Origin of the sequence: Serratia sp. NPDC087055 (genome assembly GCF_044900985.1) — a bacterium.
Lineage (GTDB): Bacteria > Pseudomonadota > Gammaproteobacteria > Enterobacterales > Enterobacteriaceae > Serratia.
This window is the reverse complement of the sequence record NZ_JBJDOG010000002.1, coordinates 349,454-364,961: the sequence shown is the minus strand read 5'-3', so window position 1 is coordinate 364,961 and position 15,508 is coordinate 349,454. Positions and strand designations below refer to the sequence as shown.

The following is a 15,508-nucleotide window of genomic DNA, read 5'->3' as shown; positions in this document are numbered from 1 at the left end:
TAGAGTCAAACATTACCTCATTTGGTTGATGCGCATCAGGAGAAGCGGCGTTATTATCAGCGCAATTGGGCCTTTTGTGCAGAGAGTCAAATCATGCTTGAAACTTCGCTGTTCGTTGCCGGTATTGCCGCTTTAGGGATGCTATCGCCAGGTCCGGATTTTTTCCTGGTGATCAAAAACGCGGCCCGTTATCCGCGGCTGGCTGCCATGATGACCGCCTTCGGTGTGTTCTGCGGTGTCGCGACCCATATGTCTTACTGTGTCGCCGGCTTGGCGGTGGTGATCACAACCACCCCTTGGTTGTTTAATGTGCTGAAATACGCGGGAGCGGTATACCTGATTTGGGTTGGTATTCAGGCGTTACTGTCACGCGGTGGCAGCAAGATGAATGTCAGTAATCTGCCGCAACAGCAGGTGAGCCTGAAAAGCGCCTTTGTACAAGGGTATCTGTGTAATCTGCTTAACCCAAAAGCCACGTTATTCTTCCTGGCGGTCTTCACTCAGGTACTGCAGATCAACTCTGGGCTGGGCGAAAAACTCTGGTACGCGGGGATTATTCTTGGGCTGTCCGCCCTCTGGTGGCCGGCGTTGGTATTCCTGATACAAAGCGGGCCGGTACGCCGTGGGCTGGAAAAGACCCAGAAGATCGTCGACAAAGTGCTGGGCGGCATGCTGATTGCCTTGGGTATCAAGGTCGCGCTCAGTTAATTGCCCCTTCTTACCTGTCGCTGCCGCGTTGTTGACGGCATACATTTACCCCGGTCACTTGGCTCACCAAGCTCCCGGGGATTCATGGACTTGCCGCTTAACCGCAACATCCCGTACTTTGGGTCAATATCAGCATGATTATCCCTTGGCTTCTACCACCTCATCCTCCGGTGCCTTACCGTCAATACTGCCACGCCAACCACTTTGCTGTACTCTCGCCAGCCGATTTTGGTCCTGCTCGATAGCAGCGCTGAGCATCTCTTTGGCCCGCTGCAAGCTGGCAATGCGGAATTCTGTATCCTGGTAATTCTCCAGCGTTTCCTCCAGCATTTTCTGGTTATAACGCCGGAAGGTATCGGCTTTCTCACGTGCCTCGTAGGCATCCAGCCCCAGCAGCTCCAGTGCTTCACGACCGATACGCAGTGAACTTTCAAAGGTTTCACGTTCCGGGCTTTCCACCCCCAACTGCCGCAGCTGATACCAGTGATCAACGTCACGTGCACGCGCCACCACCTTCAGATGCGGGAAATGCCGCTTGGCCAGTTCGGTCAGTTGCAAGTTGGCCTCTACGTCGTCGATAGCATTAATCAGCACCTTGGCGTGCTCAGCCCCCGCAGCTTCCAGCAGATCGGCACGGGTGGCATCGCCATAAAATACTTTCGTGTCGAACTTGCGCAGAGTTTCAATATGGTCTGGGTCGTGATCCAACACCACGGTATGCACACCATTGGCCAGCAATAAACGGCCGGCAATCTGGCCGAAGCGACCAAACCCGGCAATGATTACACTGGCATTCTCATCGTCAATCTCATCCGCCGGACGTTCATCTTTCGGCGCGTTCTTCTCAAGCCGGGCGGCCACGACCAACAACAAGGGGGTCATCGCCATCGACAGGGCCACTGACAGCGTCAATGACTTAGCCCATTCTGGCGGCAAGACCCCAGCCAGTTGCGCAGCCGCAAAGATCACAAAAGCAAACTCACTGCCCTGACCTAACAAGATGGCAAACATGCCACGCTGACGTTTTGGCACCCCCAGCCACGGCCCAATCAGCCACAGTAACGCTGCTTTAATCAGCATAAAGCCCAGCAGTAGCGACGCGATCAGCAACGGGTGGTGGAACAGGGTGCCGAAGTCGATAGACATGCCGACACCGATGAAGAACAGCCCGAGTAACAGCCCTTTGAATGGCTGAATATCGCTTTCCAATGCGTGGCGGTATTCAGAACTCGCCAACATCACCCCAGCGAGGAAAGCCCCCATCGCCATCGACAGCCCGGCCATTTCCAGCAGAATGCCAAAACCAAAGACCAGGAACAGTGCTACGGCGCTGAAGACTTCGCGCATACCGGAACGGGCGACAAAATGCAGCAACGGTCGAGTGACATAGCGACCAAGCAGTACCACCGTCGCCAATGCCCCAACCACCTTGGCAGCCGACAGGGCGAATGATGCCAACGTGGTCGCAGTACCGCTGCTGGCCAATAGCGGAATCATCGCGACCAAAGGGATCGCCGCGATATCCTGGAATAACAACGCCGCAAACGCGCTGCGACCAATCGGCGATGGCGTCAGGTTACGCTCACTCATGGCCTGCATGGCAATCGCGGTGGAAGACAATGCCAGAGTCAGACCGATCAGCAGCGCCACCTTCCAGTCCAGTCCGAGGAAATAACAAAACGCGCTCAGCGCCAGCCCGCACGACGCCATCTGAATAATACCGCCGCCAAACACCGATGCCCGCAACGTCCAAAGCCGTTTCGGATCCAACTCCAGGCCGATGATAAACAACATCAGCACCACGCCGATCTCGGCAAAGGTGAGGATCGACTCAGCGTCGGAAACCAGCTTCAGCCCCCAGGGACCAATAATGCAGCCAGCAATCAGGTAGCCCAGCACAGAGCCCAGTCCAAGCCGCACTGCGATCGGCACAAACAATGCGGCCGATCCTAAATAGATCAGCCCCTCAATCATCATCTGGTGATTATCCATTTTCGACTCCCTGCTCAACGGGTTCGCTGTGTTCCATCAGATACGTTATCAGCCTTTGGCGATAGGCTTCCCCAGCGGCCATCAACGCCGGCTCATTGCAGGTAAAGGTGTTATGCACGGCAAAATACGGCAGCCAATTCATGCCGCAATACAATGCGGTCGCCTGCAACGGTTGTGCCAGTGCTGCAAAGTTGGGGTAATCGCCCAGCTCGAAATGGTGTTCATCGCCACCGCTGGTTACTGCCCACAGCACATCTTTACCCACCAAGGCATTGCCTTCATGGCCATAAGCCCAGCCATGTTCCAGCACTTTATCGATCCACAGTTTCAGTAACGGCGGTTGGCTGTACCACTGCATCGGGTGTTGCAACACCACCAGATCGGCGCGCTCCAAGGCTTGCTGCTCGGCATTGATATCGATATTGAAGTCGGGATACAGCTCGTACAACGAGCGCACCTCCACCTCAGGAATATCCTTCACTGCCTGTAGCAGACGGTGATTGGCATGCGAATGCCGGGGATAGGGATGGGCGTAAATAATGAGAATCATGTTGTCGTCGTTCCTTCGTTCCATGCCAATACATCAAGCATATACCAATCACACAGGGTGACAGTTTGCTGAATGATTGATAGCGGAAATTTCTAATTCAAGACAACAAATTCCCTGAACAAGTTAAAAAAATAAGGGCGCTGCAGCTGCAGCGCCCTGAGGCTTACGGCATTATTGAATTACTTGCCGATGCGTGCGTGCAGCTCCTGCACCGACGTCACTTGCTCGGTCGGATCTGCCTTCAGCGCCATCGCAGTGGCAAAGCCGCCGTTCAGGGTTGTGTCGTAATGCACTTTGTACTGCAGTGCGCTGCGGCGAATCAGCTTGGAGTCTTCAATCGCCTGACGACCGGCCGTGGTGTTAACGATGTAGGTATATTCGCCATTCTTGATACGGTCCTGAATGTGCGGACGGCCTTCATGCACTTTGTTGACCAGGCGCGGGTTAATTCCCGCCTCGCCCAGCACCACGGCGGTACCGTGAGTGGCATCCAGCTCGAAGCCCTGTTTCAACAGGCTTGCGGCCAGGTCCACCACGCGGGCTTTATCGCCTTCACGCACAGAGAGCAGTGCGCGGCCCTGTTTTTTCATGCCTGACTGGCTGCCGAGCATCGCTTTGGAGAAAGCCTCTGCGAAGGTGCGGCCAACGCCCATCACTTCCCCGGTAGAGCGCATTTCTGGCCCTAAAATCGGGTCAACGCCTGGGAATTTGTTGAACGGCAATACCACTTCTTTCACCGAGTAGTACGGCGGGATAACTTCTTCCGTTACACCCTGCTCAGCCAGTGTTTTACCTGCCATCACACGCGCAGCCACCTTGGCCAGCGGCACGCCAGTAGCCTTGGAGACAAACGGCACGGTACGTGCAGCACGTGGGTTGACTTCAATCAGGTAGACTTCGTTGTTCTTCACGGCAAACTGCACGTTCATCAGGCCACGAACCTGCAGCTCAAACGCCAGTTTCTCAACCTGTTGACGCATCACGTCCTGAATTTCTTTGCTCAGGGTGTACGCCGGCAGTGAGCACGCGGAGTCACCGGAGTGTACGCCAGCCTGTTCAATGTGTTCCATAATGCCGCCAATCAGCACCCGCTCACCGTCGCAAATGGCGTCGACGTCCACTTCTACCGCGTCATCCAGGAAGCGGTCCAGCAGTACCGGGGCGTCGTTGGATACGCTAACCGCGTTTTGGAAGTAGCGACGCAGGTCGATGTCGTCATAAACGATTTCCATCGCACGCCCGCCCAGCACATAGGAAGGACGCACCACCAACGGATAACCGATACCGGCCGCTTTCTCTACCGCTTGTTCGATAGTGGCAACGGTAGCATTAGCAGGCTGTTTCAGGCCCAGACGGTTCACCGCCTGTTGGAAACGCTCACGGTCTTCGGCACGGTCAATCGCATCCGGGCTGGTGCCGATAATCGGCACACCGGCAGCTTCCAGCTCACGTGCCAACTTCAACGGGGTCTGGCCACCGTACTGCACGATCACGCCTTTAGGCTTCTCGATGCGCACGATTTCCAGCACGTCTTCCAGCGTCACCGGCTCGAAGTACAGGCGGTCGGAGGTGTCGTAGTCGGTAGACACGGTTTCCGGGTTACAGTTGACCATAATGGTTTCGTAACCATCTTCACGCAGTGCCAGCGAGGCGTGCACGCAGCAGTAGTCGAACTCAATACCTTGGCCAATACGGTTCGGACCGCCGCCCAGCACCATCACTTTCGGACGGTCATTGGTCGGGTTGGACTCGCACTCTTCTTCATAGGTGGAGTACATATAAGCGGTATCGGTAGCGAACTCCGCTGCGCAGGTATCCACACGTTTGTATACCGGGTGCAGGCCATAACCGTGACGCAGTTTGCGGATTTCGCTTTCGGCGACGCCAGCCAAAGTCGCCAAACGCGCATCAGCGAAGCCTTTACGCTTCAGGGTGCGCAGGAACTCTTGAGTCAGGCCGTTGATGCCGGTTTCGGCAACCTGCTCTTCCAGACGCACCAACTCTTCAATCTGTACCAGGAACCAGCGGTCAACGTTGGTCAGGTTGAATACGCCATCAACTGACAGGCCGGCACGGAAGGCGTCAGCGATGTACCAGATACGATCGGAGCCAGCATCTTTCAGCTCACGACGAATTTTGGTCAAGGCTTCCGGGTCATCCAGGCTCACTTTCGGGTCAAAACCGGTCGCGCCCACTTCCAGGCCGCGCAGCGCTTTTTGCAGTGACTCTTGCTGGGTGCGGCCAATGGCCATCACTTCGCCGACCGATTTCATTTGGGTGGTCAGGCGGTCATTGGCACCGGCAAATTTCTCGAAGTTGAAACGAGGAATTTTAGTCACAACGTAGTCGATTGACGGTTCAAACGAAGCCGGGGTACGGCCACCGGTGATGTCGTTCATCAGCTCATCGAGGGTGTAGCCCACCGCCAGCTTGGCGGCGATTTTGGCAATCGGGAAGCCGGTGGCTTTTGACGCCAGCGCCGAGGAGCGGGATACGCGCGGGTTCATTTCGATGACGATCAAGCGGCCGGTTTTCGGGTTAACCGAGAACTGCACGTTGGAACCACCGGTTTCGACGCCAATTTCACGCAGCACCGCCATCGAGGCGTTACGCATGATTTGGTATTCTTTGTCGGTCAATGTCTGTGCTGGCGCCACGGTGATGGAGTCGCCGGTATGGATACCCATGGCGTCGAAGTTTTCGATCGAACAGACGATGATGCAGTTATCGTTCTTATCGCGCACCACCTCCATCTCGTACTCTTTCCAGCCGATCAGCGATTCGTCAATCAACAGTTCTTTGGTCGGTGACAAGTCCAGACCGCGTTCGCAGATCTCTTCGAACTCTTCACGGTTATAAGCGATGCCGCCACCGGTGCCACCCATAGTAAAGGAAGGGCGGATGATGCATGGGAAGCCAACGTCAGCGGCAACCGCCAGCGCTTCTTCCATGTTGTGTGCGATGCCTGAACGCGCGGTGTCCAGACCGATTTTCTTCATTGCCACGTCAAAACGGCGACGGTCTTCCGCTTTATCGATCGCATCAGCGGTCGCGCCAATCATGGTCACGCCAAACTCGGCCAGTACGCCTTGACGTTCCAGCTCCAGCGCACAGTTCAGTGCAGTCTGGCCGCCCATGGTCGGCAGCACGGCGTCTGGACGCTCTTTCTCGATAATTTTACGCACCACTTCCCAGTGAATTGGCTCGATGTAGGTCGCATCAGCCATTTCCGGGTCAGTCATGATCGTGGCCGGGTTGGAGTTCACCAGAATGACCCGGTAACCCTCTTCGCGCAGCGCTTTACACGCCTGAGCACCCGAGTAGTCGAACTCACACGCCTGACCGATAACAATCGGGCCAGCGCCGAGGATCAGGATGCTTTTTATATCAGTACGTTTTGGCATTTTTTTGCTCCTGATTATTTGGCGTTAGAACGGTAAGTCTCGATCAATTCGATAAAGTGATCGAACAGCGGCGCGGCATCGTGTGGGCCCGGGCTGGCTTCAGGGTGACCCTGGAAGCTAAACGCTGCTTTATCGGTGCGGTGAATGCCCTGCACCGTGTGGTCAAACAAGGATTTGTGCGTGATGCGCAGTTCGGCCGGCAAGTTATTTTCGTCCACTGCAAAACCGTGGTTCTGGGCGGTAATCATGACGCAGTCGTTATCCAGGTCTTTCACCGGGTGGTTGCCGCCGTGGTGACCAAGCTTCATCTTCACGGTTTTTGCGCCGCTCGCCAGTGCCAGCAACTGATGACCGAGGCAGATGCCGAACACCGGAATGTCGGTCTCCAGGAACTGTTTAATCGCAGTGATAGCGTAATCACATGGCTCTGGGTCGCCAGGGCCGTTGGACAAGAAAATGCCGTCCGGATTCATCTTCAAGACTTCATCTGCCGGCGTCTGTGCAGGTACTACCGTCAGGCGGCAACCGCGATCCACCAGCATGCGCAGGATGTTACGCTTGGCGCCGTAATCATATGCCACGACGTGGAATGGCAGTTCAGAGGCTGCTTTGGCTTCCGGCAGTTCGCCTTCCAGTGTCCAGCTCCCCTGCTGCCAGCTGTAAGCTTCCTGAGTGGTCACTTCTTTGGCCAGATCCATGCCTTTTAGACCCGGGAAGGCTTTGGCCTTCGCTAATGCCAGAGCGGCATCCGGCGTGTCAGCGGCGATGATGCAACCGTTCTGTGCACCCTTTTCACGCAGCAGGCGAGTCAGCTTGCGGGTATCAATATCGGCAATCGCCACAATGTTATGGCGCTTCAGGTAATCAGACAGACCTTCTTCGTTGCGGTAGTTGCTGGCAATCAGTGGGAGGTCACGAATGACGAGGCCTTGGGCGTGTACTGCGGAGGATTCTTCGTCGGAAGCATTGGTGCCGACATTGCCGATATGGGGATAAGTAAGAGTAACGATCTGGCGGGAGTAGGAAGGATCAGTGAGGATTTCTTGATAACCGGTCATCGACGTATTGAAGACCACTTCCCCCACTGCCGTACCCTCTGCCCCGATGGCCCGACCGTGGAATTGGGTTCCGTCTTCGAGAACCAATAGCGCTGACTTAATCAAAACACCCTCCAAGGAATAATCAATCACAATATTTGCATATTAATTCAGATATCGCGATCTAAATCAATGCAAAAACCGCCCTCAAGGTCAATTTTTGGCAAATTGGGCGCATTTTAATGATGAGTGCTCCGCTTGTCTACCCAAAGCGCCATTTTTTCTCTTATTTTTGCACTTCTCGGCGTTTAATAGCCCCAGCAGCCATAAAAACACCGCTAAACTCGGGCTGGTAAACGGTTGCGGGATGGGATGACAAAAAATTGCACTAGCGACGCTAAAATACGGGGTTTAAAACATCATCAAAGCCTGTTATGGATGAAATAACTCATTAAAACACACATAAAAACACATCAAGAACACAGAAATAATCGAAACCATCATTTTCAGTGTTAAAAAAAAGGACAATAAAATTATTGTCCTTTAATCATATAATTATGATTAATACAACCACATCACGATGGTGTATAAATTAATTACAACTGGTCAAGACCCAGTACATCACGCATATCAAACAGGCCTTTATCACGCTTACTTAACCAAATAGCGGCCTTAACTGCTCCACTGGCAAAAGTCATACGACTGGAGGCTTTGTGGGTAATTTCTACCCGCTCGCCAATGTCGGCAAACATGGCAGTGTGTTCACCGACAATGTCGCCAGCGCGGATAGTGGCAAAGCCGATGCTTTTTGGGTCACGTTCGCCGGTATAACCTTCACGTGCATACACGGCGCACTCTTTAAGATCACGCCCCAGCGCACCGGCAATCGCCTCCCCCATCGCCAACGCAGTCCCCGACGGGGCATCCACCTTGTGGCGATGATGCGCTTCAACAATTTCAATGTCGGTATAATCCCCCATCACCTGGGCTGCTTTTTCCAACAGTTTCAGCACCAGATTAACGCCCACGCTGAAGTTAGCGGCAAACACGATGCCAATCTGCTCGCCAGCGGCGCGGATGGCATCTTTGCCCGCATCATCAAAACCGGTGGTGCCTATCACGATAGCTTTTTTGTGTTCGACACAGAAAGCCAGATACGCCAGGGAGCTTTCCGGACGAGTGAAGTCGATCAGAATATCAAAATCACCGACAACGCTTTCCAGGCTGTCGCTCACGGCCACGCCCAACTTGCCTATGCCTGCCAGCTCACCCGCATCAACACCGATCAGACTTGAACCCGGGCGTGAAATCGCCGCACCCAGTACCACGCCAGGCACCTGTTGTACCGCCTGGATCAATTGACGGCCCATGCGGCCGCCGGAACCCGCAATCGCAATGCGGATTTGTGAATCAGTCATACATGCTCTCTTGTCATTGTGATATCAGCACCCGAGATAATTCAGAGCGACACCCAGGCCGCAAAGGCGCGTTTCCCGATGAACGTACTCTTACGGGTGATCGAACGCAGCCAACACAGATGCCACTTCAAATATGATGGGGATATGGGTTCAGGTTAACTGCCACACCTTATCACCACCAGAGGATTCATTTCATAATTAGAAAATTATGATATTGGCTGCTTTTCATCAGTAATGCTGTCAATAGGTTAACATTCGCTGCAATACACGCCAATTCAGGGTGATACATAATCATGCAGTTTTGACCGGTTGAATCTGCATAAAAAAAGGCACCACGAAGGGTGCCTAAGAGGTGATAAGACGGGCTGCTTAACCGGTTAAGGCCGCCACTTCCTCGGCGATTGCCGCCAGCGTATCATGGCGCGCATAGTCGGCCTGGACCAGCGCCGCACGCTGTCGATACAGCGGCTGTGCCAGGATCTGTTGTACGGCCTGCCTCAGCTGTGCTTCATCTGGAGTGCTGGTATGCAGGTTTATCCCACATCCCGCAGCGACCACCCGCGTAGCGGCCTCGAGTTTATCTTCGCCCGTACCGGCTACAATCAAGGGTACGCCGTGATCCAACGCGGCGTTGATCGAACCGTAACCGCCGTTGGTGATCAACAACGCCGCCTGCGGCAACCAGTGATCAAAAGAGATAAACGCCTGCACCCTGGCATTAGCAGGCAAAAGTGCCTGCAAGGCTTCAACTGAACGCCCACCGGTGGTCGCTAAAACTCGCACAGGTAACTGCGCCAGCGCCTTCAACGTTGGGACTATCAACTGGTGCAGATCGACATTCGCCAGCGTGCCCTGCGAGACGATCACCAGCGGACGACGGTCGGCCTCATCCCACAGGTCTGGTGTCTTATCCGCCGCCGCGGCACTGCGCAACGGGCCAATAAAACGCACGCTGTCAGGCAAATCGTCACGGGGATATTCCAGCGCCGGGGTAGCCAGTTGCAAGAATCGATCGCAACCGCCAATCAGTGCATCAGTAAACGCCTGTTGCAGCGGTTTACCGCCGGATTGTGCCATCGCAACATCAAAACGCTGGTGCACTTCATCGATGAGCAAACGGGTCGCGTCATCCACCAGTTGCTCACGCAGCAAATCGCGTGGCAATAACCCGGGGGGTATTCGCGGCCCGTAGAAGATCGAATCCGTTGAAGAGTACGACAAAGGTGTCACGCCGATGCCGATCACCGGAGGACGGTCCACCCTTTGCAGCAGTGGTAACACGCCATAGAAGCAGTTTTCCACCATCAACAAATCCGTGGCCTCAGCCGCGATCGCGGCGCGCAATTGCTGATCCAACAGCGGGATCGGCGCAGCAAAAAAATCTTTCAGCGCCAACGCCATCTGCGCATTACCCGGGGGCAGCGCAGCGCGCTCTGGAAAGTGCTGCTCAAGATAGCGGTAATCAAAATCTACCCGCTCATCAAAGGCGATAAATTGTGCGCCAGCCGCTTCTGCACGTTCACGAAACAGGGCACCGGTCATCACCCGAACCTGATGCCCTTGCGCAATCAGGTATCGAGCAATGCTCAGCATCGGATAAACATGACCCGGCGTTGCCACCGCGGTCATCAGAATACGTGCCATAACGGGTTAAGCCTCTGCGTTAGCCGGCTTCAGCGCCAAATTGGCACACACCGGGTTACTCTGAATATGCACGCGCTGCAAATGACGTGCGGAACGGGCAGTGAACCCTTCACGGCCGTGCAATAACGAGAAGTTGTCCGCAATGACGACGTCGCCCTGCTGCCATTGATGGGCATAATAGTGGCGCGGATCGTACAAATGCTGCTGCAGCGTCTGATGGAAAGCCTCTTGTTGATCTTGCGGCACACCGTGGTATTCCAGGGCGTGCTGGTTCAGGAATTTCTTGCCTTCGGTCGGCGGCTCGTTATAGCGCATGATCTGCCCGTGGCCGCTTGGATGCGTCACCACCAGCGGCGAGCACACCTCACCGCCATAATGCACCACCTGCTTAATACGGTAGGAGATCGATACCGTCAGCCACTGGGCCAACAGTGATTCATCGGCATTGGCCAACAACCGCGTGGTATCCACAAAGGTCGTCCGTCCGCCTTCATCCTGTGAAGGTGCCGCGACGCAGTGGAACAGCTGAAACTCAGGAATGGTCGGTTTGTACATACCATCCCAATGCAGTGGCACATAGCTGCTATCGAAAATGTGGTCCTTGGCGTCCGGGTGTTCTTTCACGTCCAGCACCGCACCGAACGGCCACATCATGATGTCTCCCCACCCCTCGGCATAATGCGTCAGTACCTGTGGATCGGTAAAACCGGAGCCAAAGCCGCGCAACACCAACAGGTGATGCTGCTGCGCCAATGCCCGCAGTGCAGCCACGGGCAGTTCGCTGATGTGTTGCCCAGGGTGCATAGGGGTCAGTACCGCACCAAAGGGGGTATTCAGTTCAATGCGGCAGTTCAGTGTTTGATTGTCCATCAGTAACTCTCCTTGAATCGAATTTGCTGCTCACACGGCAACCGTACCGTTAAAAGACGCCCACCAAGATTGCGGGCGCAATGTGGCCAATTACGCCATTTGAGGTTGTTCGATCAGGTAATGGCTGGGTGTTCCGCGGATCGTCACCAGTTCACCCGCCAACTGCTGGGCATCCTTGCGCTTCATCAGGACAAACTGTCCGTTGATGTTAGCCGCCACCCCGTGCCACGGGGTCAGCCAATCATCTTTGGTCGGCATCATATGAATACCCATTTTCAGGCTGTCCGCAGGCTGCGGGTGGATAGACAAACGTATCGCCGATGGGAAATGCTGGGCCAACAAATTGCCCCAGGCCCAGCTACGCTGTATCACGCCACAGGCACGCTGTTTGGCATCTTTTTGCAGTGCCGCGTTGGAACCAACGTAATCAGGAAGCTGACTGTCTTCATACAAGAAGCGGGTGATGGCGCGATACAGCTGTAACCCCTGCTCATCCTGCATCAACTGTTGTTTGATCGCCGTTTCCGATTCGGCATAACCGTCGACCAGCAGCTGACGCAGGAGATCGTAATCGCCGGTATGCTCGGCCAGGCCTTCCACATCGCCCAGGTTGAACACGCTCAGGTGAGTTGCCCCCACCTCATGTAACAAGTTTTCGATTTCGCGCTGATAGTGATTAATGGCGTCATCGCTGACGCGGATCAAATCGCCAAAGACATGGCCGTCAGAACAGATGACGATATGCGCCCCTGGCGGGTAATAAAGCTGAATACGCTGGCAGAGAGAATTAAGGAATATCAGTGACAGCCGTTCTGCCATATCGGGCACCGAACCAATTACCTTATTAGTATTAGGTGATTTTGTTGGGAAGGCGGGGAGTACAAATTCAATGCGTTGTTGGTTTTCAATAAATGCCCGGATACGCGGTAATTGTACCTGAGAAACGGCATGTTCTTCCTCAGCGTTTGACGTTTCCATTCCTGGGAATCGACGTCGGTATTGCAATAGCTCATGAAGGATTTTTAACGATATTGTTTCAATACGAACACTATCCACAATTAACTCCTGTTCAGATGTGGCGCAGGCAATTTATTCGCAAACGCAATAAGACTTATCAAAAATAGAGATGACGATCGGGAAATAAGTCTTACCCTCACGATTTATCTGCTTCAGGCAATATAGAAGAGAAACTGCTATATTATTAGCCCGTATAATTCACAATCTTGGTTAAGTTGAACTTAACAAACTATGAGTAATATTCTAAAACGCATGGCCATTTTTTCTAAAGTTGTCGATTGCGGCGCATTCAGCATGGCAGCCAAAGAATTAGGCATTACTACCTCCGCCGTCAGTCAGCATATCCGCTTGCTGGAAAACGAACTGGGCATTCAATTACTTCTACGTTCTACGCGTTCACTGAGCCTGACCGAGGCCGGGCTGTGTTTTTATGAGGATTGTGTACTGATGATCCATGCAGCCGAACGGGGCCAGCAGCGTATCGCTGCTTTGCGCGGCGAACTGGCAGGGGAATTGCGTGTCGCCACCTCCACGGAATTTGCCACCCATTATCTGGTGCCGGCGCTGCAAAGCTTCCTTGATGATCACCCGCGAATCACACTGAGATTAGAAATTCATGACGAAAAAATCGACCTGATAGGCCAACGCATTGATCTGGCCATCCGCGGTGGCGTATTGGCCGACTCCAGCTACGTATCGACCCGGCTGGCGCGCTTTCGCGAAGTCCTGTGCGCTTCTCCAGTCTATCTTGCCAACCACGGCATACCCGATAGCCCGCAGTCACTGACTCACCACCAATGGGTTACTTTTACCCCCTTGGGCAACCCGCAGTTTGTCCGCCTGCTCCATCAGGATGGCGCAGAGCACAGGTTACGAATGACCGGACGTTTATTTACCAATAACGGCATGGCGATGAAAGAATTGGCACTGGCCGGCAAAGGAATCATCCGGAATTTTTTTGTCAACGTTGAGCGTGAATTACACAACGGTGATTTGGTGGAGGTGTTACCCGAGTGGCGATTACCCGACATTAATTGTTATGCGATTATGCCAAGAAGGGACAGCCAACCATTAAAAGTTCGCCGCTTATTAGAGCATATGAAAATCTATTTACAGAAAAACGAGAAGCATTCCTTAGATCAGTTCAGAACTTAATAAAATAAGAAGTATCCGTAACGTCACTTAATTTAGTTATTTAACTTTTCGGCATATTGCTGACCAGCACCAGAGTTAATTTAGATTGCAGACTAATGATATTATCCTTAATAACTCCCTGACTTTCTATATAAGTAATTTCTCATCTTTAATTCAAATTATCAGAACGAATTTGACTTTGAATAACATAAAATTTGAATCAGTTCCCTTTCCCTACCCAAAACTCAATTCATCTATTTCTTGGCTCTCGCTCCCAAACGAAAAACGGGGAGCCTAGGCTCCCCGTTATCTTATTTGTCGTTGAGGCTTATTCAACCTGCTTGATATCAACCCGCAGCTCTTTCGGCACTTCAAACACAATGTTCTCTTCGCGGCCGCTGACTTCCTGCACGTTGACACCCCCCAGCGCCTTCAGGCGGCTGATCACATCCTGAACCAGTACGTCAGGTGCGGATGCGCCGGCAGTGACACCGATATTACGGGCATCTTTCAGCCAGGCTTCCTGAATGTCAGCCGCAGAGTCGATCAGATATGCCGGCTTGCCTACACGCTGAGCCAGCTCTGCCAACCGGTTAGAGTTAGAGGAGTTTTTCGACCCCACAACCAAAACCACATCTGCATCACCCGCCAGGTTGCGTACCGCTTCCTGGCGGTTAGTGGTGGCATAGCAGATATCGTCCTTACGCGGGCCGATAATGCTCGGGAAGCGCTTGCGCAAAGCATCAATCACGTCAGACGTGTCATCCACCGACAATGTGGTTTGCGTCATAAAGCACAGGTTGCTCTCATCTTTCACCTGCAGCTTCCACACATCATCTGGCGACTCGACCAGGTACATGCCCCCTTTAGGGTTACTGTACTGGCCCATGGTGCCTTCCACTTCTGGATGGCCCGCATGGCCTATCAGGATCGCCTCGGTACCACGGCGGCTGGCTCGCGCCACCTCCATATGCACTTTGGTCACCAGTGGGCAAGTGGCATCAAACAGCATGGTCAAATCACGCGCTTTGGCTTCTGCTCGTACCGCCTGAGAAACACCGTGCGCCGAGAAGATCAAAATCGACCCATCCGGCACTTCAGTAATTTCCTCGATAAATACCGCCCCGCGCTCGCGCAGGCTATCTACCACATAGCGGTTATGCACCACTTCGTGGCGCACATAGATAGGTGCGCCATAAATTTCCAGCGCACGTTCAACGATACTGATCGCACGATCAACCCCAGCACAGAAGCCGCGTGGGTTAGCCAGCAATATTTGCATGCGTCTCCTCCTGCTGCGGATCGATCTCCAGCACTTCGATATCGAAGGTTACCGGATGGCCCGCCAGCGGATGGTTGAAATCAACGGTAATCGAATCTTCCGCCACTTCACGTACCACGCCTGGCATTTCGCTACCGTCAACGGCGGTAAACAGCATAATTGTGCCGACGTCCGGTACCCCGGTTTCCGCGAAATCACGACGTGAGAAGAACTGGACTAGATCCGGGTTCTCTGCACCGAATGCCGCTTCCGGCTGTAAGGTAAAAGCACATTTGTCGCCCGCACTCAAACCAAGCAGTTGTGCTTCCAGCGGTTCGGACAAACTGCCGTCACCCAGACGGAACAGCGCCGGTTTGCCACTGCTGCGGGTAGACTCTGCGGTCGAACCGTCTTCCAGTTTCAGCGTGAAGTGTACCAACACTTCACTGCTGCCGTTAACCTGAGCCGTCATA

The 15,508-nt window shown here is 53.7% G+C and carries 12 protein-coding genes; 2 read left to right on the top strand and 10 right to left on the bottom strand.

The genetic code is table 11. The annotated features are described in order from the left end of the window. Positions 1-93 precede the first annotated feature (93 nt). Complete coding sequence (locus ACI2J2_RS15470) at positions 94-708, top strand: LysE family translocator (protein WP_404760395.1); 615 nt, start codon at positions 94-96, stop codon at positions 706-708. A gap of 138 nt (positions 709-846) precedes the next feature. Here the strand turns inward: ACI2J2_RS15470 and kefC are convergent, their stop codons facing one another. From kefC to pvcA, 8 genes are all read right to left on the bottom strand, one after another. Beyond that, positions 847-2,700: a glutathione-regulated potassium-efflux system protein KefC gene (kefC, locus tag ACI2J2_RS15465; protein WP_404760394.1), complete on the bottom strand. Its 1,854-nt coding sequence runs from the start codon at positions 2,698-2,700 to the stop codon at positions 847-849. Then, positions 2,693-3,250, bottom strand: coding sequence for a glutathione-regulated potassium-efflux system oxidoreductase KefF (gene kefF, locus ACI2J2_RS15460; RefSeq protein WP_209635009.1), 558 nt, complete (start codon positions 3,248-3,250; stop codon positions 2,693-2,695). The genes kefC and kefF overlap by 8 nt, the downstream gene beginning before the upstream one ends. Before the next feature lie 179 nt (positions 3,251-3,429). Then, complete coding sequence (gene carB / locus ACI2J2_RS15455; RefSeq protein WP_209635007.1) at positions 3,430-6,654, bottom strand: carbamoyl-phosphate synthase large subunit; 3,225 nt, start codon at positions 6,652-6,654, stop codon at positions 3,430-3,432. Between the two features lie 14 nt (positions 6,655-6,668). Continuing rightward, on the bottom strand, positions 6,669-7,817 hold the full coding sequence (carA, locus tag ACI2J2_RS15450) for a glutamine-hydrolyzing carbamoyl-phosphate synthase small subunit (RefSeq protein ID WP_265555804.1): 1,149 nt from the start codon (positions 7,815-7,817) through the stop codon (positions 6,669-6,671). Between the two features lie 470 nt (positions 7,818-8,287). Further along, positions 8,288-9,109, bottom strand: a complete 822-nt coding sequence (gene dapB, locus ACI2J2_RS15445; protein WP_265555805.1) for a 4-hydroxy-tetrahydrodipicolinate reductase — start codon at positions 9,107-9,109, stop codon at positions 8,288-8,290. A 369-nt stretch (positions 9,110-9,478) separates the two neighbouring features. After that, complete coding sequence (locus ACI2J2_RS15440; RefSeq protein WP_404760432.1) at positions 9,479-10,738, bottom strand: glycosyltransferase; 1,260 nt, start codon at positions 10,736-10,738, stop codon at positions 9,479-9,481. A 21-nt stretch (positions 10,739-10,759) separates the two neighbouring features. Beyond that, complete coding sequence (locus ACI2J2_RS15435) at positions 10,760-11,623, bottom strand: TauD/TfdA family dioxygenase (protein WP_209635000.1); 864 nt, start codon at positions 11,621-11,623, stop codon at positions 10,760-10,762. Between the two features lie 90 nt (positions 11,624-11,713). Further along, positions 11,714-12,679 carry an L-tyrosine isonitrile synthase gene (gene pvcA, locus ACI2J2_RS15430; protein ID WP_404760393.1) on the bottom strand — a complete coding sequence of 322 codons (966 nt, stop codon included), beginning with the start codon at positions 12,677-12,679 and terminating at the stop codon, positions 11,714-11,716. 192 nt (positions 12,680-12,871) lie between these two features. Between pvcA and ACI2J2_RS15425 the strand changes: the two genes are divergently transcribed. Beyond that, a complete protein-coding gene (locus tag ACI2J2_RS15425; RefSeq protein WP_209634996.1) occupies positions 12,872-13,795 on the top strand; it encodes a LysR family transcriptional regulator in 924 nt (307 codons plus the stop codon). Positions 13,796-14,102: 307 nt separating this feature from the next. Here ACI2J2_RS15425 and ispH read toward each other — a convergent pair whose 3' ends face one another. Further along, complete coding sequence (ispH, locus tag ACI2J2_RS15420) at positions 14,103-15,056, bottom strand: 4-hydroxy-3-methylbut-2-enyl diphosphate reductase (protein WP_209634993.1); 954 nt, start codon at positions 15,054-15,056, stop codon at positions 14,103-14,105. Further along, entirely contained in the window at positions 15,037-15,507 is a 471-nt protein-coding gene (fkpB, locus tag ACI2J2_RS15415) for an FKBP-type peptidyl-prolyl cis-trans isomerase (protein ID WP_209634992.1), read from the bottom strand. The genes ispH and fkpB overlap by 20 nt, the downstream gene beginning before the upstream one ends. Between the last annotated feature and the right edge of the window lies 1 nt (position 15,508).

Bases quoted from the DNA above. Each gene is read 5' to 3' on its own strand.
- kefC (WP_404760394.1), bottom strand. From the start codon at position 2,700: ATGGATAATCACCAGATGATGATTGAGGGGCTGATCTATTTAGGATCG.
- ACI2J2_RS15440 (WP_404760432.1), bottom strand. From the start codon at position 10,738: ATGACCGCGGTGGCAACGCCGGGTCATGTTTATCCGATGCTGAGCATT.
- ACI2J2_RS15435 (WP_209635000.1), bottom strand. From the start codon at position 11,623: ATGGACAATCAAACACTGAACTGCCGCATTGAACTGAATACCCCCTTT.
- kefF (WP_209635009.1), bottom strand. From the start codon at position 3,250: ATGATTCTCATTATTTACGCCCATCCCTATCCCCGGCATTCGCATGCC.
- ACI2J2_RS15425 (WP_209634996.1), top strand. From the start codon at position 12,872: ATGAGTAATATTCTAAAACGCATGGCCATTTTTTCTAAAGTTGTCGAT.
- dapB (WP_265555805.1), bottom strand. From the start codon at position 9,109: ATGACTGATTCACAAATCCGCATTGCGATTGCGGGTTCCGGCGGCCGC.
- carB (WP_209635007.1), bottom strand. From the start codon at position 6,654: ATGCCAAAACGTACTGATATAAAAAGCATCCTGATCCTCGGCGCTGGC.
- ACI2J2_RS15470 (WP_404760395.1), top strand. From the start codon at position 94: ATGCTTGAAACTTCGCTGTTCGTTGCCGGTATTGCCGCTTTAGGGATG.
- fkpB (WP_209634992.1), bottom strand. From the start codon at position 15,507: ATGACGGCTCAGGTTAACGGCAGCAGTGAAGTGTTGGTACACTTCACG.
- ispH (WP_209634993.1), bottom strand. From the start codon at position 15,056: ATGCAAATATTGCTGGCTAACCCACGCGGCTTCTGTGCTGGGGTTGAT.